Here is a 19,102-nt window from a genome sequence, read left to right as displayed (position 1 = left end):
CATCACCTCGAGCAGCCGAAGCCGACCGGTGTTGGGTCGCCTTTAACTTCGGGGTTTATCTCGCGTGTCTTCTTTATTGAGAGTCTCAGCAGGTCGGTTTCAGTAAGAATTCTCTTCTTTCCATCCTGTACTACGGCAACCCTGTCTGTACAGCTCAGGCACGGATCTATCGAGGCCACTGCCAGCACGAAGTCTGCCACCTGATCACCTGTCACACCCTTGGCAACTGCGAAGAGGTTCGGGAAAGTTGGCTCCCTTGGTTTCCAGCGGAGCGGTTTATCGGAGCCTTTCTTTCCGCGAACATAGTGTACCAGCTCGCCACGTGGAGCCTCGTACCTTCCGATTCCCTCTCCGTCAACCATAATCTTGAGCTTGGCAACCAAGATGTTGTCCTTTGGGAATGTCTTTATCTTACCCTCTGGCATCTGGTCTAGTGCGTGTTCGAGCATGTCGAGGCTCTGGTATATTTCTCCTATTCTTACGGCTGCCCTGTCGAATACATCACCGTGCGGTTTTTCTCCCGTAACGTCCTGTGGCATCACTGGCTTAACTCCTAGGTCAGGGTAAACACCAAGCCTCTCACTCCACCTGGCATCGACCTTTAGACCGGAAGCTCTGGCAGTCGGTCCCACTGCACCCTGCTCAAGGGCGACGCGCTTGCTTATCACCGCACAGTCCCTCAAACGGGCTTCTATGGTTGGGTCGTGGAGGAAAACCTCTTCTATCTGAGGCATTATGCTCCTGTAGTACTTTATCATATCAAGAATGAGCCGCTTCCCTTTTTCATCGATGTCTCTTCTCACACCGCCTATGGTTACCATCGAGTAGTTCACGCGGTTCCCTGAGATGGCTTCAAGAACATCCATGACCCTCTCGCGTGCCAGCCATGTGAGGTGAAGGACCGTGTCGTAGCCTATGTCGTGGCCGAGGACACCAAGGTTAAGCAGGTGGGAGTGAACCCTCTCGAGCTCGCCTATTATGGCACGGATGTACTCAGCCCTCTCTGGCACTTCTATTCCGGCCGCTTCCTCAACGGCTCTGGTGTAGGTGTGGTTGTGGGAGAACGAACAGATACCACATATCCTCTCCGCGAGGTACATTATCTGGACGTAATTTCTCCTGTATGCTATCCACTGCAGGCCACGTAGATTGTAGCCAAGCTTAACATCAACGTTGACTATCCTTTCGCCATCGAGCGTAAGTATGAACTTCTCAGGTTCCTCTAAGCCGGGATGAATTGGGCCGAACGGTATCTTTATCCAGTACTCGACCTTCTTGGTCATTTATCTCCCCCCTTCAGGTAGTACGGGTGTCCGGCGTTCTTGACAATCTCTTCTGGTATGCCTTTTTCGTCGAGTCTGAGCGGGTAGATACCCTCTGGGAAGTCGTCCGGAAGGAAAAGCCTTCTACTGTCGGGGATACCTTCGAAGACTATGCCCATCATCTCAGCGGCTTCCCTTTCGTACTGGAGTGCTATCGGGAAGATGTCGCTGATATCGGGAATTACTGGATCGTCTTTGGGTACTCTAACATCAACGAGCAGTGAGACTGCTGGAGCATTGTCGTAGTGCAGCAGGATGTGGCTCATATAGCCTATCTCTTCCCCGTAGTCCTGCTCTATTCCTATCGAATAGTGGGCCTCTGGGTCGAGTTCAAGGAGGAACTTCATGAGCGCTTTGTAGTCTTCTCGTGGAACGATCACCCAGACGCGCTTTCTTCCCCACTTGTTCTCCCGTATCTCCACGTGAGCATTGGGGAAACGGCTCTTTATGGTCTCAGCGACAGTATCTTCCTTGGTTGGTTCTCTAACATTATCAACATTCTCCATGATTCTGTTATCATCAGCCATCACTCTTCACCCTCCGGAACTTCGCCTTTCAGGATTTTAGCCAGCTTTTCAAGGGCCAAAACGACGCCGTAGAGTATGGCCTCGGGCCTTGGTGGACAGCCTGGCACGTAGACGTCAACCGGAATGATGTTGCTCAGCGGTGCATTGGTGAATGGGCTCTCATAGAACACGCTACCGCCAGTGGGGCACGATCCCACTGCTATGACTATCTTCGGGTCTGGTGTCTGCTCGTAGACAAGCTTGACCCTTTCAAGGCTCTGGTCTGTGACTGGCCCTGTTACTAAGAGAACATCAGCGTGCCTGGGGCTTCCCACGAGCTTGACGCCAAAGCGCTCGGCATCATAGCGCGGGGTCAGGGCGGCTATGATTTCGATGTCACAGCCGTTGCAGCTTCCACTGTTTACGTGAAATACCCAGGGTGATCTTCCTATGAAGCGGCACAACTGGGCTATTCTCTTCTCCAGCATCTCGCGCTCACTCGTGGTTCCGTTTGTTCTATTCTGGTCAGCGGGAACCTTGATGCTCATTCAATCACCCCCAAATCAGTATCACTCCGAGCACGAAAGCCGTCGTTATGAGCAGGTAGCTTACGTAATCGGTGAGCAGACCTGTGTGCTCGTTCCTGAGGAGGGCGAAGAACCTTTTGAGGGCGTATGTGAGACCCCACATGACGTTCTTGCCAGTGTAGTAACCTTCGTAATGCTCGAAGCCGGGGATTACCTTGTCCGGGTCCTCACCACTGATGAAGACTTTCGTGCCATCACCAGCTTCTCTCGTACCCATTCCAGACTTCTTGGCCCATTCGTTCAACATCCATGCTATGATGAGGCCGATAATAAAGATAAAGACAAAGTAAAGAGCGTCCCAGTAGCCAAACATTTCACGCACCCCCAACAAGGCTCATTAGAGCGTTTATGTACTCAAATCTGAACTGCTCCAGCATCCTAGCTGCAGGTATCATGACCTTGTCGCTTATCTGCCACGGGAGGAGCCCCATGATGATTATTGCAAGCACGAGCAGGAGCATTGGAAGCATCATTGAGGTTTCTGGGTCTTTGGCGGCCATCACCTTCTCGCTCGGCCTACCAAAGAACGTGTAGAGCACCCTGACGTAGGCTGCCGTACAGAATGCCGTTCCAATGATGGCTATTGCACCAAGGATTGGATTGAAGATGGCCGAACTCTCATAGATGAGCCACTTGCTGGCAAAGCCGTTCAATGGGGGCATTCCTACTATAGCGGCTGCACCTATAAGAAATGCAAACGTTGTTTTGGGCATGGTTTTCGCTAATCCACTCAGCTCGTTCAGATTCCTCGTGCCAAGCTGGTGGATTACGACACCCGCAACGAGGAACAAGAGGGCCTTCATGAGCGCGTGGTTTACAGTGTGGTAGATTGCACCTGCCAGGGCTATCTCGCCTGTCTGAGTCCCGTAGGCGGCTATACTTATTCCGAGGCCAAGGAGTATGTAACCTATCTGTCCGACGGAAGAGTAGGCCAACAGTCTCTTCATATCCGTTTGGATGACTGCCATTGCATTGCCAATTATCAGCGTTAAGCACGCAAAAATGATAATGATCCATCCTATCGCGCTCATATTAATGTGGGGTTGGAGATATGCTTCAAGCACTATACTGTGGGCCATTGGAGTGTAGATGCTGAAGAGTATTCTCGCTATCGCATAGATTCCACCGATCTTAATGACTAGACCCGAGAGCATTGCCGAGATGCTGCTAGGTGCCGCGGGGTGTGCATCGGCGAGCCACATGTGGACTGGGGAGGCACCGCTCTTAAAGAGCAGCCCCGCTATGAAGAGGGCCAATGCGACCTTGGCGGTGACAGTGGGATTCTGCACGATTTTAACTGCGAGGTACCCCATTGTGAGGGTTCCGTACTGGCCGTAGAGGAGGGCTATGCCGAGGAGCACGAAAGCACTGGCTATCGAGCCAACGAACATGTACTTTATGCCCGCTTCGATGCCCTCCCATGTGTCATTCCTGAAGGCAACGAGGGCATAGCTGGCTATGCTCATGATTTCGAGGAAGACGTAGAAGTTGAACAGGTCGCCGGTTATGGCTATGCCGAGCATTCCCAGCTCAAGGATGAGTATGAGTGTGTAGTATTTGTCGAGTCCGGTGTCGTGCTTCATGTAGCCGATGGAGTAGATTACTGCCATTAGAGAGACAAACGCCACAATGAACACCATTATTGCGCCGAAAAGGTCGACTTCCCACACTATCCTAATCGGGAAATCAACCCCCTGGCCGAATGGTGTCTCTGCACCGAGGGTGTAGACTATAATTTCTCCAGTGTTCCAGATGTGGTAGAATATCACCGAACTTACGATAAACGTCAGCGCACTTATGAGGACTGCCCAGGCCTCTCTCGCTTTTTTTCCTGCAAGGTTCACTATGGGCATCGCAAACGCTCCGAAGAGCGGGATGATTATGAGGTAGGGGAGTATCGCTTCCCCGTTCATCCTCTCAACCTCCTGAGGGCGTTAACGTCGAGGGTACCGTAGTGGCGGTAGGCGTTTATCGTGAGGGCCATCGCAAGAGCCAGAACACAGACGCCAATGACGATGCTCGTGAGCACGAGGGCCTGTGGAAGTGGGCCAACCATAGGGCTCTTGAGCGTCTCGTAGCCTGTGTAAATTGGCGCGGTGGGGAGCTCGTTAAGCTCCATGCGGTATCCGAGGCTTACGAGGAGCAAGTGGATGCCGGAGTCTATAATGTCCAATGCGAGAATGAGCTTGATGAGGTTTCTCTTGTACAGGAAGGCGTATATTCCCAGAGCTATCATTAGGAAGGCAGTGATGAACTGGAAGGGTATCATGACTTCCACCTCCTGTAGAGTGCTATGGCAGCCATCGCGCTGACGAGGCCAGTGAAAACCTTCAAACCAACGGCTAGGTTCATTATTGGGAGGAACCCAGCTGAAAGAAGCGTTCCGGGCTCACCATTGAGGATTGGGCCGTTGTTCCAGAGTATGTTGTAGAAGAACGCCGTGCCTATGCCAAGCATTGCTGCGCCTAGGAAGACAAGTCCGCCGATTCCCTCAAGGGCTGAGTAGAGGTGCTTGTTGTATGCCTTCTTCATCTCTTTCAGGCCGAATGCTATGAGGAAAAGTATGCCCGCTCCCGCTATGGTGGCGCCTCCCTGGAAGCCACCACCTGGCGTCAGATGACCGTGGGAAACCACGTAGGCTCCGAATATCCCGATGAGTGGAATGGTTGTCCTCGCCATGGTTTTAACGATGAGTCCCATATCATCGGTCATTCCTCATCCCTCCTCCAGGGCCTGAGAAGCACAACGGCTCCAGCGATGGCCGTGAACAGGACGGTGGCCTCTCCAAGGGTATCGTAGCCACGGTAGTCAAAGACTATGTCTGTAACGATGTTTGTACCACCGACTTCTTCCACGCCGTGGGTGATATAGTAGTCGTCAGTGTAGCGGAGGTTTTTCCAGTCATCCCCACCCAGCCCAAATTTGAGGCCGTAGTCAGGGTTGGCTATGTAAAGCAGCGCTCCGAGAATGAACAGCAGCGAAAGGAAAGCGAGGGTTCTCTTCATGATCCCTCACGCTCCCATCTCTCTGTTTTAGCGATTCCATACACAACTATGGCCGTAACAACGCCTGCACCAACAGCCGCTTCAGCTATCGCAACGTCTGGCGCATGGAGCATGTAGAACTCCAAACTTAGGAGCAGGCTCATGGCTGCAGATGCGAGAGCCGCACTGAGCAAGTCCCTGAGGCGTATCGTGAGATATGCGGTAATGAGAACGCTGATAAGAATCCCAAACTGAATGATCTGGTCAATTGTGATGGGGTTCATTCCTCACCACCCCCGAGCTTCCCTTCGTAGGCGTCGATGACAGCTTTGACAGGTTTAACGCCGCTCAGGTGAGCGGCCTTAGCTATGGCGTGTGCGCCGGTCGGGTTGGTGAGTAAGAGCGCTATGAGAGCTACAACGCTGTGGAGTGTCATCTGGAGGTACTTTGGATCGCCGGTAACGTCGAGCCGGTAGAGGGAATGGACAACGACCGCTAGGACGGCGAATATAGTCCCGAAGGTTGTGCACTTTGTTGCCCCGTGAAGCCTTGTGTATACGTCGGGAAATCTGTGTAATGCAATGCTTCCCAGGAGGTTGAACGTTATGTTTATCGCGAGGAAGGCGTAGATAACGTAATCAACGGTGTTCATTTCAATCCCCCCTGCATGTAGCGGGCTATAGCGAGGGTTCCTATGTAGCTCAGAAGGGCGTAGACTATCGCGATGTCGATGTATATCGTCCTGTCATAGGCCGCCCCCAGGAGAACCATGCCGGCCACTACCAGCGTGTTGAGGGTATCAACTCCCACGACCCTATCTGGCACGGTTGGTCCGAGAAGAACCCTCAACACGGCTATGAATGCGCCGACCATTATTATCAGTGCTGAGTAGAAGAACACTGGTTCTATCATCTTCCCAACCTCCTCGCCCACTTCTCGAAAGATCCAGCCACAGGCTCGGAGCTTTCAGGCTTCTCAAGTCCCTCGGGAATGTCAATCCAGTGGACGTAGAGGGCCTTCTCCTCAGGACAGGCATCGATGGTGAGCGTTCCAGGTGTGAGTGTTATTGAGTTGCTCAGGATTGTGTACTGGGCGTCGTTTTCGAGGTCAACAGGAACGCGCACTATGCCTGGCCTTATCTTGCCGGTTATAACGAGCCAAGCGACGTGGAAGTTGGCCTTGACCATGCCCCAGAAGAGCGGGCCGATGGAGTAAACTATGAACTCAAACCATTTTATTGGGTTTAGGAAGCGGCTAGCCTTTTCACCAATGAGGCCTTTGGTAGTGTATGCTATTACCGCCGAGAACACCAGACCGGCAATTAGTTCCTCGCTGCTCCATAATAGTCCGCTGCTGCCTGCCGTCAGCCCCAGCCAGAGGATGTAGCACCAGATGAAGGCGGCAATAAATGCCATCTTTCTATCACCCCACGTTTGGTTCAAAACACCCTTTTACAATTTTGTTTACCATTTCCCAAACCTAATTGGATGTTCACTTTTAAAAGAGTTTTTTGAAGCTTAGAATTGAAAATAAAAGTATGTAACACCCTGTTTTAAACCAAAGGTTCAGGAATTCCGAGTTTTCGCAGATCATCTTTTCTGTTCACGTTGAAAAAGCTTTCTCTCCATTCAAAGGGGACTTTTTCTATTGTTAAGTAGCAGACATTGGCTTTTTCTATGGCTCTCTTTATCATGTATTCTTCCAAAGCTAGTTGCTCCTCGATAATGTCCAAGAATCCCATAGAATATGCTGCATGCAGGGGTTCTATGTGCCCATTAATCCAGCGCGGAACGCAGACAGCCTTCCTACTCTTGTGGAAGTACTTGATTATATAATCTACAAACTCAGGCACTATACGGGGCATGTCCCCTGCCGTGACGAAAGCGTCCCCTAAGCCTAGAGCAGTATATATTCCTCCAATTGGGCCAACGAGAAGCTCATCAACAAGAACCTGATAGCCAAAGGTTTTCAGCTTTTCAGCGTTTTCAGGAGAGGCAACGATGACGACCTCTTCTATTTCATTCGCTGATTCAAGTCTCTCAATTGTATGAAGGATTAACGGCTTTCCGTCGATTCTGTACAGAAGTTTGTTTCCACCAAAGCGCTTTGACCTGCCTCCCGCTAGAACCGCTCCAATCAATCCCTTCCCTCCACGTTGGTGCTTTAGTGTGCCTGAAGAATATAAAAAGGATTAAAGGCCCATCTTCAGCTTTGCCGCGTATTCCAGTGCCGTCTGGATGTAGAGCCTGTAGTCCATGGCCTGGCTTACAGCGGGGTTAATGTAGTGTTCGATGATGTATGGTGCGAAGAGTCCAAGCAGCAGGCAGATGACTGCCAGTATCAGCAGAACCCCGCTCATGCTGCCATGCTCCCTGATGGTAGTATTCTCCCTGGGCTTGCCGAGCCAGATCTCCTGGAACACTCTAACGTAAGCCACCAGTGCAATCACAGAGCTCAGCACGAGGACCAGGGCCAGGGCAGGGCTCTCCTCCATGAAGGCGTTGAAGAGCAGTAACTTGCTGAAGAAGACGTTGAATGGTGGGATTCCGACGAGGCTGAGGGTTGCTATGGCCAGGCCGAAGGTGGCAACGGGCATCTGCCTGCCGAGGCCTGCCAGGTCTGAGATGTCCCTTGAGCCGACCGCGTGGATAAAGGCACCCGCCGCGAGGAAGAGGAGGGCCTTGGCGATTGCGTGGTTAATGATGTGGAAAGCCGCTGCCTGAAGTGCCAGCTGGGTTCCAACGCCAACCGCCATCGCCAGATAGCCCATGTGCATTATCGTGGAGTAGGCGATGAGCTTCTTGACGTCGCGCTGGGCGTTCATCATGAGTGCACCGAAAAGTGCCGAAACCGCACCCAGGACTATCAGGATAACGCTGAGGGCGTGGATAACCCCACCGAGCGAACCGCTGACTTCGCCGCCGTAGACGGTGTAGAGGAATCTGATGAGTGAGTAGACACCGACGTTGACGACTAGTCCTGAGAGTATGGCTGAGATTGGGCTTGGTGCTGCTGGGTGTGCTTCTGGGAGCCAGAAGTGGTTCGGGACTATTGCGGCCTTTATGAGGAACGCCCAGGTGGCCAAGGCCAGGGCAACGCCTGAAGCTATCGCGATATTGCCGTAAGTGGTGCCCGCTATCGGGAAGCTCAATCCGTGGATTAATGCGCTCAAGTTGGCCATGTTCAATGTTCCAAACGCCCCGTAGAGTGTCCCAAGCGCGAGGAAGTACATGGTCGTTCCGAGAGCGCCGATAAAGGCGTACTTCAGGCCGGCGCAGATTGAATCGCCCCTGTCCCTGTAGAACATGACGAGGGCGTATGCTGCGATGCTGGTGACTTCTATCATGACGAAGAGGTTGAAGGCGTCGCCTGTGAGGAGAACGCCGAGTAAACCTGCCTCAAGGCCGAGGTAGAGGGTATAGTACCACTCCAAGCCCTCCTCGTGCTCCAGGTAGCGGTAGCTGTAAATCGCAATCAGGAACATCAGCGCGGCAGTAACTAGGGCGAAGAGAGCGCTCATCCTGTCGACTTCGTAGATTATTCCAACCGGGGCAGTCCAACCGCCGAAGGTATAGATTAAGGGCTTGCTGGAGTTATAAACCTGTCTGAAAAGCTCGTAGGAGGCGAGTAGAGTCAAGCCCGTGCCTATTAGAGCATATGCTTGGATTATCTTCCTGTTGCCCCTGACTATTATTGACGTGAGAGGGAGAGCAAAGGCGAAGAGTATTGGTATCACGGGGGTGAGTCCCACGATGTCCATCTTTCATCACCTCACTCGAATATTTTCTTCGCGTATTTCTCAAAGTCGGCGGAGATCTCACTTCTAGCTTCTTCTGGGTCTTCCGTGCTAGTGTCAATCCAGTTCACGTAGATGTAGTTCTCGTCCATGTCCACCACGACCGTTCCGGGCGTGTTGGTTATGGAGTTCGCCACGAGGGTCTTGGCGTACTCGGTCTTCACGTCGATAGGCACTTTGACTATTCCGGGCTTGACGTTTCCTGTAATGATTCTGAGCATCACGTCAATGTGGCTTTTGACTTCGGCGACCAGCATGTACCAGAGGAAGTAAGCGCCAAGCCAGAGCCACCTGGCCGGATTCAGCGCTTTAGCGTCGTTCTTCACGAGGAACTTGCCCGCTAGCAGTCCTACGGCGATTGCGACGATGGCTCCAGTTGCCAAATCGTAGGGCGTTGCGGAGCCAGTGAACAGGATGTAGGTAATGAACGCGAGCAGTGCGGTGGGAATCACACCCCTCATATCTTCTCACCCTCCAGCGGCGATGAGCGTTTTACACCTATTTCCCTCGCGTCGAGCGTGCCATAGAGCCTGTAAATCTGAACGATTGCGAAGGCTATCAGCACGTTGACAGCCATTCCAATGACGACGGCGGTGATCACCAGCGCCTGGGGGAGAGGGTCAACCGCGGCGCTCAGGAAGCTCCCTAGTGCGCTCTTCTCAAGGCTCGGGAGGATCGGGGGAGCCGTCGGATAGGTCAGGCGGTAGCCGAGCATGACCACGAGCAGGTTCGCGGTGTCACCGATGATAGTCAGTGCTATGAGCTTCTTGACGAGGTTGGGCCTTCTGGCAATTCCGTAGAGGCCGATGAGCAGTGTCGTCATGAGTGAAATTACCACGAGGCTCCAGAGGAAGCCTATCATCTCCTCACCCCCAGGATTTTCTTGAATTTCTCCTCTGGAATCGCCAGGAGGAGGAATACTGCTGTAAAGCCGGCTCCAACTGCTAGGAATTCGAAGAAGTTGTAGTAAATCAGTGAGCCGCCAATGAGCTGGCCGTTGATCTCTGCGGGAAATACTGGTTGGTTCTGCATTATGTAGCTCCCGCTGAGGAGTGGAACTAACGCCACTAACGCTATTCCCAGGAGTCCAATAGAACGCAGGATTAACGCCCTGGTCTTGTCCAAGCCATTCTTTTCGAGGGCATACTTAGAGTAAGCTGCGATTATCAGCAATGGGGCAACTGCTAAAGCCGAACCACCCTGGAAGCCACCACCGGGCGTTAAGTGACCGTGCAGGGCTATCGAAGCCGAAACCGCAAGGATCATCGCAACGATAACCTTTGTAACCGTCCTAATCGGCAGGGGGAGTGGTTCCACCTGCGTTGGCTCCGTTTTAACCTCCTTCTCCTGCTCCTTGGTGAGCCTGAAGACGGTCAGGCTGCCTATTATTGCGAGGAAGAACACTGCAGTCTCGAAGAGCGTGTCAATGCCACGGTAGTCCCAGAGGATTGAGGTGATAACCTCCGGGCTCTTGGCCGAGTAATCCCCGAAATAGCTGTTTTCAAGGTAGAACTCACCGAGGGGTTTGACGTCCTCTGGCTGGGGGACTTGGAAGACGTAGGCCAGCGTGATGACCGCGGTGAGCAGGAGGATGAGCGTGACCCAGCGCTTCATTCACACCACCTCGTACCTTTCGGTCTTGCTTATCACGAAGACGAGCAGGGCAGAGTAGATTCCTACTGCTATGGCAACGTATGCCAGGACAATGTCAGGCGCCATCAAGATGTAGAAGGCTATGGCGTAGGCTATGGCTTGTACGGCGGAAAATCCGACCGCCTTGAGCAGGTCCTTCTCTGTGATGGCCAGGTAGGAGAAGACCATGCCGAGGACTGTGACGGTAGCTAAGATTAGCAGGTGGATTTCAATCATCGCCCCTCACCTCTGCCAGGTGGTCGACCTTTGGCTTCCACTCCACGAGCCGGGCCTTATGGGCGGCGTAGGCTAGTGCAGTAGCTCCCGCTGGCGCTGCGAGGAGGACGATTATCCCCGTGATGAAGCTGGCCCCAGCGATGGCGTACCTATGGGGTAGGAAGTCCGCACCGAGGGCAAGCAGGGCAACACCGAAGAGGGGAACCACCGCCCCACCAATCGTTCCAACTGTTGCAGCGTGTAGCCTGACGTAGAAGTTGGGGAAGCGGAGTAAGCCTATGGCTCCAAAGAGGTCGCAGATGCCGCCGATGATTATCATGACTGCTCCAAGGTAGAAGAGTATCTCGCTCATGCTCCCACCTCCCCGTTCGCCAGGTACTTTGCGACGTAGATGTCCAGCAGGTACGCCCAGAGGGCGAGTATTATGGCCGCACTCACGAGGAAGGTGGACTTGAAGTAGACTGCCAGGATGGCCATAAAGGCTGCGATATCAAAGCTCATACAGTCTACTGCGAGGATAACATCCGGAATACTCGGCCCTTTAAAGGCCCTAACGGCATAGATGACGAACGCGGCTATGTAGAGGGGAATGATGAGCTTCATGAGCGTCATGAACGTGCTTTCGAGCATTTTTCTCACCTCTCACGATGGATGGAAAAAAGGAAAGAGCAGTCAGGCCGGCCTGGCCTTCTTGTAGAGGACGAAGGCACCGACGATGTAGTAGGCCGAGAGCACCAGCGGGACGAGGTACATGGCACCCTTGCCAAGGGCCTGATCGAGGGCTATGCCGATTCCCGCTGGGATGAGCGCCGCGACGGCCCAGAAGGCTATGAAAACGATAAGGAAGTCAATGATCTCTTTGATGAGGCGGTCAGTGGTCAGCTCGGGGTGGCTGAGGTACCAGTAGTAGAAGGTCACGAAGAGGAAACCGCCAATGGCGTTACCGAAGGTTACTGGGATTACGTTGTGGAAGAACTGGGTCCAGGTTATGGCGTAGTCACTGAGGAGTATGCCCGCTGGAATGGCCCACATGTTGGCTATGGCGTGCTCGAAGCCTATGGCAACGAAGGCGAAGATCGGGAACCATATGGCGAGTATCTTGCCGGCACCGTCCTGAACCCTGGCCGACTGCCATATTGCGACGTTGACGAGCCAGTTACAGCCGATACCGAGGAAGAACAATGCCAGTATGTCCTTCGAGACCTTGCCGGTGGCTATGCCTACCGTGACCTGGCCGAAGGTGTTCGGGTCTCCAACGTGGCCGAAGAGTCCGGTCAGCGGAACGGCCAGGAGCGCGAGGAATATCGAGCCTATGAAGTTTCCACCGTAGCTTCCGAACCAGTTGTAGAGGACGCACTTAAAGTCGGCGTAGCCCTTTGCCTTAGCCGAGCTGAGGAACTGGACGTTTCCTGTCCAGAGGTCGGCTCCCGCTAAGATAACCGCTATGAGGCCGACCGGGAAGACCGCACCGAGGAGTATCTTAAAGGTGGATATGTTGCCTGTGTCTGGGAAGAGCTTCGGGCTGTAGCCAGCCGCTGCAACCACCGCCAGGAGGAAACCAAAGGCGATAAAGGCACCAGCCATGAAGCCGGCGAAGAGCAGCCTACCTGGGGTTGTCTTGAACTTTGGTGTGGCCTTCTTTGCTACGGCCTCAAAGGTTGTATCTACCCCATACAGGATTTTTTCCTTTGTTTCAGCCATCCAATTCACCTCCTCTCTATTTTGAGCCTTTCATTCTCCCTAAGGCCCCTGAGGGCCTTCAAGATTAGCCGCCTATCCCCCTCATCCAGTTCTTCGAAGGGAATCAGGGGAGCATCGGCGAGCGTGAAGTATGACCGTTCGAAGGATTTTCTAAGCAGGTGGGCTGCTCTGGGGCTTATCTCCCCGACTATTTCTTCCACCTCGAAGTCTCCCTCCGTGTGGGAGAGAGCACCCGCGAGGTAGGTCTTAAACCCAATATACGAACTCTTTACCAGCATCCAGGGCATCTTTGACCCTCCAGTACTCTCTTTCGAGAAGCATCATACAGAAGCCCAGTCTAACGTCCCCGCATTTGGCGGCGTAGTCCTTGACGAGCCTGGCCAGCTCCTCCCTGGGATTCTCGCTCTTCTCGGCCTCTTTAACGAGCCCCATGAAATCCTCGAGGATCTTTTCCCTGTCGAGGTATCCCACGAGGTGCCTGAGCCTCTCCATAAGGGTCAGCCTGATGCGCTCCTCCAGCGGCCCCTCTGGGAGCTTGAAGGGAACCAGCTCGTCGCTGTACTCCTGATAGCTGAGCTTCTTCTCGACGAGTCCCACGAGCTGTGCTATGCCGTAGATTATCTCCTCCGGTCTCGGTGGACAGCCGGGGATGTAGATGACCGGACCGACCTTCTCGCCCTCGTCCCTCAAGTCAGCGATGAGCTCCGCTATACCTCCCCTCCGTGGATACTCGCTTCCCTCCCTACCGCTCTCGGGCCTTCTGTAGACTGGATAGCCGTTGTAGAATATCCCTCCGCTACAGGTGCACGTTCCGATGGCGACTATTACCCTTGGCTCCGGAGGCATCGCCTTTATGGTCTCTTTGGCGCCGTAGTAGGCCTGTCTCGTGAGCGGACCCGAGACGAGGAGTGCATGAGCGTGTCTCGGCGAGCCAACTAGCTTGATTCCAAAGCGCTCGACGTCGTAGAACGGTGTGAGCACGTCGATTATCTCGATGTCACAGCCGTTGCACGAGCCGGTGTTGAGGTGGAAGACCCATATGGAGCGGAGCTTCGGCTTTCCGCTCATAGAACCACCTCCTTGCTGGCTTCTATGGTTCCATCAACTGTCCCTTTCCTCCTGCAGTCCCTGCAGATCCAGACCTTCTCTTCCAGAGCTTCCCTTTCGATGATCTCCTCGGGGAGAATCTGGAGGGCCTTTCTCACCTGCCTCTCAGTGAAGTCGGCGTACCTGCCGCAGTTTTTGCATTTCACGAGCCTGAGCCTAACAACCTCCACGTGGTCCATCCTGTCGGGCGAAGCGGCCTCGAAGAGGTTCGTGAGCTTGATCGCTCCGGTGGGACAGACCTCCTCACAGCGAGCACAGCGGATGCACCTTCCCACATCGAGGACAATTTCTCTAACTCCTCTGTTGTAGTCGTCTATCCTGAGGAGTGCATCTGGCGGACAGGCGTTAACGCAGGCACCGCAGCCTATGCAGAGGGTCGCGTCTATCTGTGGAATTCCTCTGTACTCCGGAGGGGCTTCAAGCTTCACGAAGGGGTACTTCAGCGTCACGGCCATCTCAGACCCTCCTTGAGGCCTTTATGGAGAGCTTGTTGAACTCCGTCTCGCTGAGAACCCTAACCTTCCCGCTTTCGACGTCGACTACCTGAACTCTCTCCGTACAGGAGTAGCAGGGGTCTATGCTCGCCACTATGAGCGGGGCGTCGGCTATGGTGTAGCCGCGCATCATGTCGGGAACAGCCGGCAGGTTGTTGTAGGTTGCCGCCCTGGCCCTGTACCTGTAGACCTTGTTGTTCTCGCCGGTCATGACGTAGTGAATGTTCTCGCCCCTCGGTGCCTCAGTCATGCCTATCGCTTCCGAGTACGGGGGTATCTCCTTGTACTCCGCCAGAATGTCTCCTCCGGGCATCTGGTCGAGGGCCTGCTCTATTATCCAGATGCTCTCGAAAACTTCCTCTATTCTGACGAGGGCCCTTGCCAGAACGTCACCCTCCTTGTAGACTGGGACCTTGAAGTCGAGGTACTTGTAGGCCGCGTACGGGTGGTCCCTTCTCACGTCGAAGTCCCTTCCGGAGCCCCTGCCAAGGGGTCCATCAACGTCCCACTCCTTGGCGACCTTGTAGGGCAGAACCCCAACGCCTTCAAGGCGCTTCACGAAGGTGCTCGTTGAGATTGCCTCATCGACGAGCTCACTGAACTCGGTCTTTATCTTCTTGAGGACGTCTTCTATCAGGGATTTTCTGTACTCCAGAAGGTCTCTCCTAACGCCGCCGACAAGGAGCATTCCGTAGGTCTTTCTGTTGCCCGTTAGCCTTTCCGCGAGCCACATCACGTGCTCCCTTATCCTCCAGGCTTTCATGAAGCCGTAGTCGTAGCCAACGAGGTGGGAGACTATTCCAAAGTTGAGCAGGTGGCTGTGGAGTCTCTCTATCTCGAGGACTATCGTCCTGATGTACTCGGCTCTCTCGGGAACCTCTATACCTCCGGCGTTCTCAACCGCCTGGCAGTAGGCTGTGGAGTGTGTGCAGCCGCAGATTCCACATATTCTCTCCGCTATGAAGCAGACCTGGTCGTAGGTTAGCCTTCCCTCGGATATCTTCTCTATGCCCCTGTGGGCGTAGAAGCCGCGATAGTCAACGTCTGTTATGGTTTCTCCCTTAACATAGAGCCTGAAGTGTGCTGCCTCTTCAAGGGCCACATGATACGGTCCGTAGGGGACGACTATCTCGTCCTTCTTCGGTTCCTTGTAGGGGTAGAACTTCTCCCCCGGCGGGCTGTTCGAGTAGTGGAAGTCCTTCCTGAGCGGGTAGACGCAGGACGGCCAGTCGTCCGGAAGGACGAGCCGCCTCGGGTCGGGGTGGCCTTCGGCAGTGAGGCCGAGCATCTCCATGGCTTCCCTCTCGTACCAGTTCGCGCCCCTGTGCTTGGCCGCTATCGAGGTGAACCTCGGGTCGTCCTCCGGCAGGTAAGCCCTGACGCCGAGATAGAAGTCACCCGCCTTTCCGTTAACGCTGAGCCAGTAGGTGATGCTGAACTTGCCGTTTAGGGGCCTCTCGTCGGTGGCCACCATCGATGAGAGCTGGGTCTCCTTCCACTCCGGGTGGTTGAGGAAGTAGAGGACTATCTCCGGAAGGTCTTCCCTCTCGACGGTTATAATCCACTGGTTGTAAGCGGCCTGCTTGACGTCCCTTATCTTCTCCCCGAACTTCTCGATAATCTCATCCAAGTACTCCCGCGTTACTTTGGCTTTTTCATCTCCCCTGTGTACGCGCTTCTTTTTCAGAGCCTCGTTAAACTTGATAACTTCAGACATGAGCACCACCTCACCATCCCAGGGAAGCTATCACCAGCGCGACTATTCCCGCAAGGAATATCACCGTGTTCTGCCTGATGGCCTGGATTACCTTCATACGGGCCGTCGTTGACTCTATGATGGCCGACATGACGTAGAAGACCACCAGGAGTACCAGCTGTGCCGCGAGCGTTACTGCACCACCGTAGGGCGTCGTGATGTCGACGAACCCCTTCATGACTGGAATGACTATGAAGCTCGCGAACAGCCATATCAGGGCTACGCGCTTTATCAGCATGGCCCACTTGAAGATTCCAAGCAGCTTCCCGCTGTACTCGACGAGTGGACCCTCAAGTATCTCCGTTTCGGCCTCGGCTATGTCGAAGGGTATGAAGGCGCACTCAGTATAGACGGCGTAGGCGAGGAAGATGAAAGCGAGGACAACGGAGGGTGTGAGGCTGAGGTTGAGTGGAATTCCGCTCACGCTGAGCGAGTGGGTCTTAAGCGCGAGTATGCCTATCGCTATTCCCAGTATCGGCTCCACGCTGAGGATGAGCATCATCTCCCTGTTGGCACCCGCGTTTGAGTAGGTGTTGTTCACGAGGAAGCCTGCCATCATCATCGATATCGAGAATATCGCCAGCACGTAGAGGAAGACGAAGATGTCCCCTGTGAAGGCCACTGGGACGAAGTTCCCGAAGGGGAGGAGCAGGGCGGCTGAGACTGCTGAAGCAAAGGCCACATAGGGAGCTATGAGGAAGCCCAGTCTGTCCGTTGGAAGGATCGGCTCCATTGAGAGCAGGCTTGAGAGGTCATAGTAGGTCTGGAAGACGGGGGGCCCCTGCCTCTCTTGGACGGTAGCCTTGATCTTTCTGCTTATTCCGTCGAGGAGGGGCGGAAGGAGGATGATTATCATCAGTGAAAGGGCCGCGAATGCAATTTTTTCGAGCGTCATCTTCACCACCTCACAGCACCATCAGGGCAAGTATAACCGCCAGAGTTACCAGGGCTATTGTGAACGCTGCATTTGGCCTCATGAATCCCTCATCTAGAAGCACTCCTGAGACCCTCACTATCTTGACCAGTGGGGCAAGGAAGTATTCGTCAAGGTAGACTTCGGGGCACTTCTTCTCGTACTCTTTTCCGATCCCGGCCACACTCTTGCTTATAGAATCGCATACTCTGTGGAGAGCCCTTGTTGTTGAGACGTACGCATTGGCGACTGCGCCAATCAGGGCAGATCCGAACTCGCTGAGAACGTGGCCGGTGTGGTAGAGCGGGTGGATGTACTCCTCGAAGGGTTCGTAGTAGTTTATCGCCTTGAACTTGTAGTGCTCCATCGCCACGGGCTCACCGAGGGTCCAGGGTCTGTAGGTTTTCTTTGAGATTGGGAAGAGCAGGTACATGCCGAGGAAGATCACGCCGAAGAGTGTCGCAAAGAGTAGCGGTTTGAAGTAGCTCTCTGCCCCTGTCGGCATAAGCGGAGCTTTAATCGTGACAAGCCAGTAGTTTGTGTCCATCAGTCCTGAGACATCTATACCGGCTAGGGCTGCCCCTGGCGAAAGCAGTATCGGCAGGATGAGGCTTGGAACCAGTCCAAGGAGGATGCAGAGTGAAGCCAGGAAGCCCTTGGCGATGAGCATAGGGGATGGAACTTCCTCAGCATCCTTCGTAAACTCAGTAGGTTCTCCTCCAAATGCGGTTGTGTAGAACTTGATGAATGAAGCCAGCGTTGCTGCGCTTATGAAGAGGGCCATCACTCCAAAGAACACTATCAGGCCGTTGCCCGAGAGGAACGTTGACTGATAAATCATCCACTTGCTCATAAAGCCGTTGAACGGAGGAGTTCCAGCTATTGACATTGCGGCTATGAATGTGAAGAGCGCCGTAAAGGGCATCAGTTTAGCCAGACCTCTCAGCTGGTTGAGATCCCTGCTGCGGGTTCTGTAGAATATTGAGCCCGTCGACAGGAAGAGCAGTCCCTTGAAGAACGTGTGGTTAACGAGGTGGTACAGACTTGATGCTAGGGCTATGGCTCCGAAGGCTGAGTACATATCTCCCCTGGCTATGAAAACTATCCCAACGCCCATGCCGAGCCAGATGTAGCCTATCTGGCCGATACTGTGGTAGGCCAAAAGTCTCTTGGCATCGGTCTGCTTCAACGCGTAGAGGGTTCCAACTGTCAGGGTTACTGTTCCAAGCAGGGCAACTGCATATCCGAAAGTCTCGTTTGGCTTCATGATAAAGCATGTAGTCCTTATCAGGGCATAGACCGCGACCTTCTCCAGTGCTCCAGCCATTAGAGCGGAGACGTTGCTCGGGGCGACCGTATAGGCCTCCGGGGCCCAGAAGTGCAGCGGGACAACGCCTGACTTGCTTCCAAAGCCTATCAGGAAGAGGGCGTAGAATACTGGGCTTAGTTTTAAGGCCGCTAGACTCTCAAAGTTAAGTCCCTCGATTGAGCTAACGTCTGCATACAGCAGGGCGAGGGCGATTATCAGTGGCAGTGTGCTCACTATGTGCATGGTCACGAAGTACTTCCAGCCGGCTTTTCTGACATCCTCTTTGTCGCTTTCCCAGATCGTCAGGAGGTACGATGTAAACGTCATGACCTCCCAGAGGAAAATGAACCAGAACATGTTGGCTATTGTTACTATGAGTATCATGGAGAGCATAAACACTGAATATATGGTTATGTACATCCAGCCTCTGCCTGACTTCTCGTAGATTGCCATGTATCTCGGGGAATATATTGACGCTGCAAGTCCGAGGGCGCCGAAGATGAAGCACATTATCAGCGAGAGCCCATCAATCTGGAACGGAATCTGGGCCACTCCTAAGTCATATGTGAATTCTATGGCCTTCCCGCTGAGGATATCTGGTATTGACACAAAGGTAAATGCTAACAGAGCTATGGAGGCTAGAGCCGTGAGTATGTGGCCAATGCTGATTGAAGCCTTGAAGCTCCTTTTGAGGGCTAACGCTGCGGGTATGGAGAGGAAATACAGGATGACGGCGAGCGTAAAGAGTCCCTCCATCT

The 19,102-nt window shown here is 53.7% G+C and carries 27 protein-coding genes; all 27 read right to left on the bottom strand.

What is annotated here, in order from left to right; translation table 11 throughout:
- Positions 1-2: 2 nt before the first annotated feature.
- The 27 genes from TON_RS08135 to TON_RS08005 all read right to left on the bottom strand — a co-directional run bounded on the left by TON_RS08135 (position 3) and on the right by TON_RS08005 (position 19,100).
- A complete protein-coding gene (locus TON_RS08135; protein ID WP_012572555.1) occupies positions 3-1,283 on the bottom strand; it encodes a hydrogenase large subunit in 1,281 nt (426 codons plus the stop codon).
- Complete coding sequence (locus tag TON_RS08130; RefSeq protein ID WP_012572554.1) at positions 1,280-1,849, bottom strand: NADH-quinone oxidoreductase subunit C; 570 nt, start codon at positions 1,847-1,849, stop codon at positions 1,280-1,282. Before TON_RS08130 ends, TON_RS08135 begins: the two co-directional genes overlap by 4 nt.
- Positions 1,849-2,376, bottom strand: a complete 528-nt coding sequence (locus TON_RS08125; RefSeq protein ID WP_012572553.1) for an NADH-quinone oxidoreductase subunit B family protein — start codon at positions 2,374-2,376, stop codon at positions 1,849-1,851. The genes TON_RS08130 and TON_RS08125 overlap by 1 nt, the downstream gene beginning before the upstream one ends.
- Positions 2,377-2,380: 4 nt before the next feature.
- Positions 2,381-2,728 carry a hypothetical protein gene (locus tag TON_RS08120; RefSeq protein ID WP_012572552.1) on the bottom strand — a complete coding sequence of 116 codons (348 nt, stop codon included), beginning with the start codon at positions 2,726-2,728 and terminating at the stop codon, positions 2,381-2,383.
- 1 nt (position 2,729) lies between these two features.
- Positions 2,730-4,328 (bottom strand): proton-conducting transporter transmembrane domain-containing protein, encoded by a 1,599-nt coding sequence (locus TON_RS08115; protein ID WP_012572551.1) that lies wholly within the window; start codon positions 4,326-4,328, stop codon positions 2,730-2,732.
- Positions 4,325-4,684 carry an NADH-quinone oxidoreductase subunit K gene (locus TON_RS08110; protein ID WP_012572550.1) on the bottom strand — a complete coding sequence of 120 codons (360 nt, stop codon included), beginning with the start codon at positions 4,682-4,684 and terminating at the stop codon, positions 4,325-4,327. The genes TON_RS08115 and TON_RS08110 overlap by 4 nt, the downstream gene beginning before the upstream one ends.
- Positions 4,681-5,127, bottom strand: coding sequence for a Na(+)/H(+) antiporter subunit B (locus tag TON_RS08105; RefSeq protein WP_012572549.1), 447 nt, complete (start codon positions 5,125-5,127; stop codon positions 4,681-4,683). The genes TON_RS08110 and TON_RS08105 overlap by 4 nt, the downstream gene beginning before the upstream one ends.
- Positions 5,124-5,420, bottom strand: a complete 297-nt coding sequence (mbhE, locus tag TON_RS08100; protein ID WP_012572548.1) for a hydrogen gas-evolving membrane-bound hydrogenase subunit E — start codon at positions 5,418-5,420, stop codon at positions 5,124-5,126. Before mbhE ends, TON_RS08105 begins: the two co-directional genes overlap by 4 nt.
- Positions 5,417-5,683, bottom strand: coding sequence for a DUF4040 domain-containing protein (locus tag TON_RS08095; protein WP_012572547.1), 267 nt, complete (start codon positions 5,681-5,683; stop codon positions 5,417-5,419). The genes mbhE and TON_RS08095 overlap by 4 nt, the downstream gene beginning before the upstream one ends.
- Complete coding sequence (gene mnhG, locus TON_RS08090) at positions 5,680-6,051, bottom strand: monovalent cation/H(+) antiporter subunit G (RefSeq protein WP_012572546.1); 372 nt, start codon at positions 6,049-6,051, stop codon at positions 5,680-5,682. Before mnhG (TON_RS08090) ends, TON_RS08095 begins: the two co-directional genes overlap by 4 nt.
- The gene (locus tag TON_RS08085; RefSeq protein WP_012572545.1) at positions 6,048-6,311 is read right to left on the bottom strand and encodes a cation:proton antiporter; all 264 of its coding nucleotides are present in this window, start codon (positions 6,309-6,311) and stop codon (positions 6,048-6,050) included. The genes mnhG (TON_RS08090) and TON_RS08085 overlap by 4 nt, the downstream gene beginning before the upstream one ends.
- On the bottom strand, positions 6,308-6,814 hold the full coding sequence (locus TON_RS08080; RefSeq protein WP_012572544.1) for a monovalent cation/H+ antiporter subunit E: 507 nt from the start codon (positions 6,812-6,814) through the stop codon (positions 6,308-6,310). The genes TON_RS08085 and TON_RS08080 overlap by 4 nt, the downstream gene beginning before the upstream one ends.
- Positions 6,815-6,951: 137 nt before the next feature.
- Positions 6,952-7,539: a molybdenum cofactor guanylyltransferase MobA gene (mobA, locus tag TON_RS08075; RefSeq protein WP_012572543.1), complete on the bottom strand. Its 588-nt coding sequence runs from the start codon at positions 7,537-7,539 to the stop codon at positions 6,952-6,954.
- 51 nt (positions 7,540-7,590) lie between these two features.
- Positions 7,591-9,159 carry a proton-conducting transporter transmembrane domain-containing protein gene (locus TON_RS08070; protein WP_012572542.1) on the bottom strand — a complete coding sequence of 523 codons (1,569 nt, stop codon included), beginning with the start codon at positions 9,157-9,159 and terminating at the stop codon, positions 7,591-7,593.
- Positions 9,160-9,170: 11 nt separating this feature from the next.
- Positions 9,171-9,656: a Na+/H+ antiporter subunit E gene (locus TON_RS08065; RefSeq protein ID WP_012572541.1), complete on the bottom strand. Its 486-nt coding sequence runs from the start codon at positions 9,654-9,656 to the stop codon at positions 9,171-9,173.
- Positions 9,653-10,057: a Na+/H+ antiporter subunit C gene (locus TON_RS08060; protein WP_012572540.1), complete on the bottom strand. Its 405-nt coding sequence runs from the start codon at positions 10,055-10,057 to the stop codon at positions 9,653-9,655. Before TON_RS08060 ends, TON_RS08065 begins: the two co-directional genes overlap by 4 nt.
- Positions 10,054-10,809, bottom strand: coding sequence for an MnhB domain-containing protein (locus TON_RS08055; RefSeq protein ID WP_012572539.1), 756 nt, complete (start codon positions 10,807-10,809; stop codon positions 10,054-10,056). The genes TON_RS08060 and TON_RS08055 overlap by 4 nt, the downstream gene beginning before the upstream one ends.
- Positions 10,810-11,064, bottom strand: a complete 255-nt coding sequence (locus TON_RS08050; protein ID WP_012572538.1) for a hydrogenase subunit MbhD domain-containing protein — start codon at positions 11,062-11,064, stop codon at positions 10,810-10,812.
- Entirely contained in the window at positions 11,057-11,416 is a 360-nt protein-coding gene (mnhG, locus tag TON_RS08045) for a monovalent cation/H(+) antiporter subunit G (protein ID WP_012572537.1), read from the bottom strand. Before mnhG (TON_RS08045) ends, TON_RS08050 begins: the two co-directional genes overlap by 8 nt.
- Positions 11,413-11,694, bottom strand: coding sequence for a monovalent cation/H+ antiporter complex subunit F (locus TON_RS08040; protein WP_012572536.1), 282 nt, complete (start codon positions 11,692-11,694; stop codon positions 11,413-11,415). Before TON_RS08040 ends, mnhG (TON_RS08045) begins: the two co-directional genes overlap by 4 nt.
- Positions 11,695-11,736: 42 nt before the next feature.
- A complete protein-coding gene (locus tag TON_RS08035; RefSeq protein WP_012572535.1) occupies positions 11,737-12,765 on the bottom strand; it encodes a formate/nitrite transporter family protein in 1,029 nt (342 codons plus the stop codon).
- A 5-nt stretch (positions 12,766-12,770) separates the two neighbouring features.
- Positions 12,771-13,052 carry a hypothetical protein gene (locus tag TON_RS08030; RefSeq protein ID WP_012572534.1) on the bottom strand — a complete coding sequence of 94 codons (282 nt, stop codon included), beginning with the start codon at positions 13,050-13,052 and terminating at the stop codon, positions 12,771-12,773.
- Positions 13,012-13,833, bottom strand: coding sequence for an NADH-quinone oxidoreductase subunit B family protein (locus TON_RS08025; protein WP_012572533.1), 822 nt, complete (start codon positions 13,831-13,833; stop codon positions 13,012-13,014). Before TON_RS08025 ends, TON_RS08030 begins: the two co-directional genes overlap by 41 nt.
- Entirely contained in the window at positions 13,830-14,327 is a 498-nt protein-coding gene (locus tag TON_RS08020; RefSeq protein WP_012572532.1) for a 4Fe-4S dicluster domain-containing protein, read from the bottom strand. The genes TON_RS08025 and TON_RS08020 overlap by 4 nt, the downstream gene beginning before the upstream one ends.
- Position 14,328: 1 nt before the next feature.
- Entirely contained in the window at positions 14,329-16,083 is a 1,755-nt protein-coding gene (locus TON_RS08015) for a hydrogenase large subunit (protein ID WP_012572531.1), read from the bottom strand.
- A 10-nt stretch (positions 16,084-16,093) separates the two neighbouring features.
- Positions 16,094-17,017: a respiratory chain complex I subunit 1 family protein gene (locus TON_RS08010; protein WP_012572530.1), complete on the bottom strand. Its 924-nt coding sequence runs from the start codon at positions 17,015-17,017 to the stop codon at positions 16,094-16,096.
- A gap of 10 nt (positions 17,018-17,027) precedes the next feature.
- The gene (locus tag TON_RS08005; RefSeq protein WP_012572529.1) at positions 17,028-19,100 is read right to left on the bottom strand and encodes a proton-conducting transporter transmembrane domain-containing protein; all 2,073 of its coding nucleotides are present in this window, start codon (positions 19,098-19,100) and stop codon (positions 17,028-17,030) included.
- Positions 19,101-19,102: the final 2 nt, after the last annotated feature.

This window comes from Thermococcus onnurineus NA1 (assembly GCF_000018365.1).
In the GTDB taxonomy this organism is placed as follows: domain Archaea; phylum Methanobacteriota_B; class Thermococci; order Thermococcales; family Thermococcaceae; genus Thermococcus; species Thermococcus onnurineus.
Note: the sequence above shows the minus strand (reverse complement) of the source record. Positions and strands in the feature narration are given on the sequence as shown.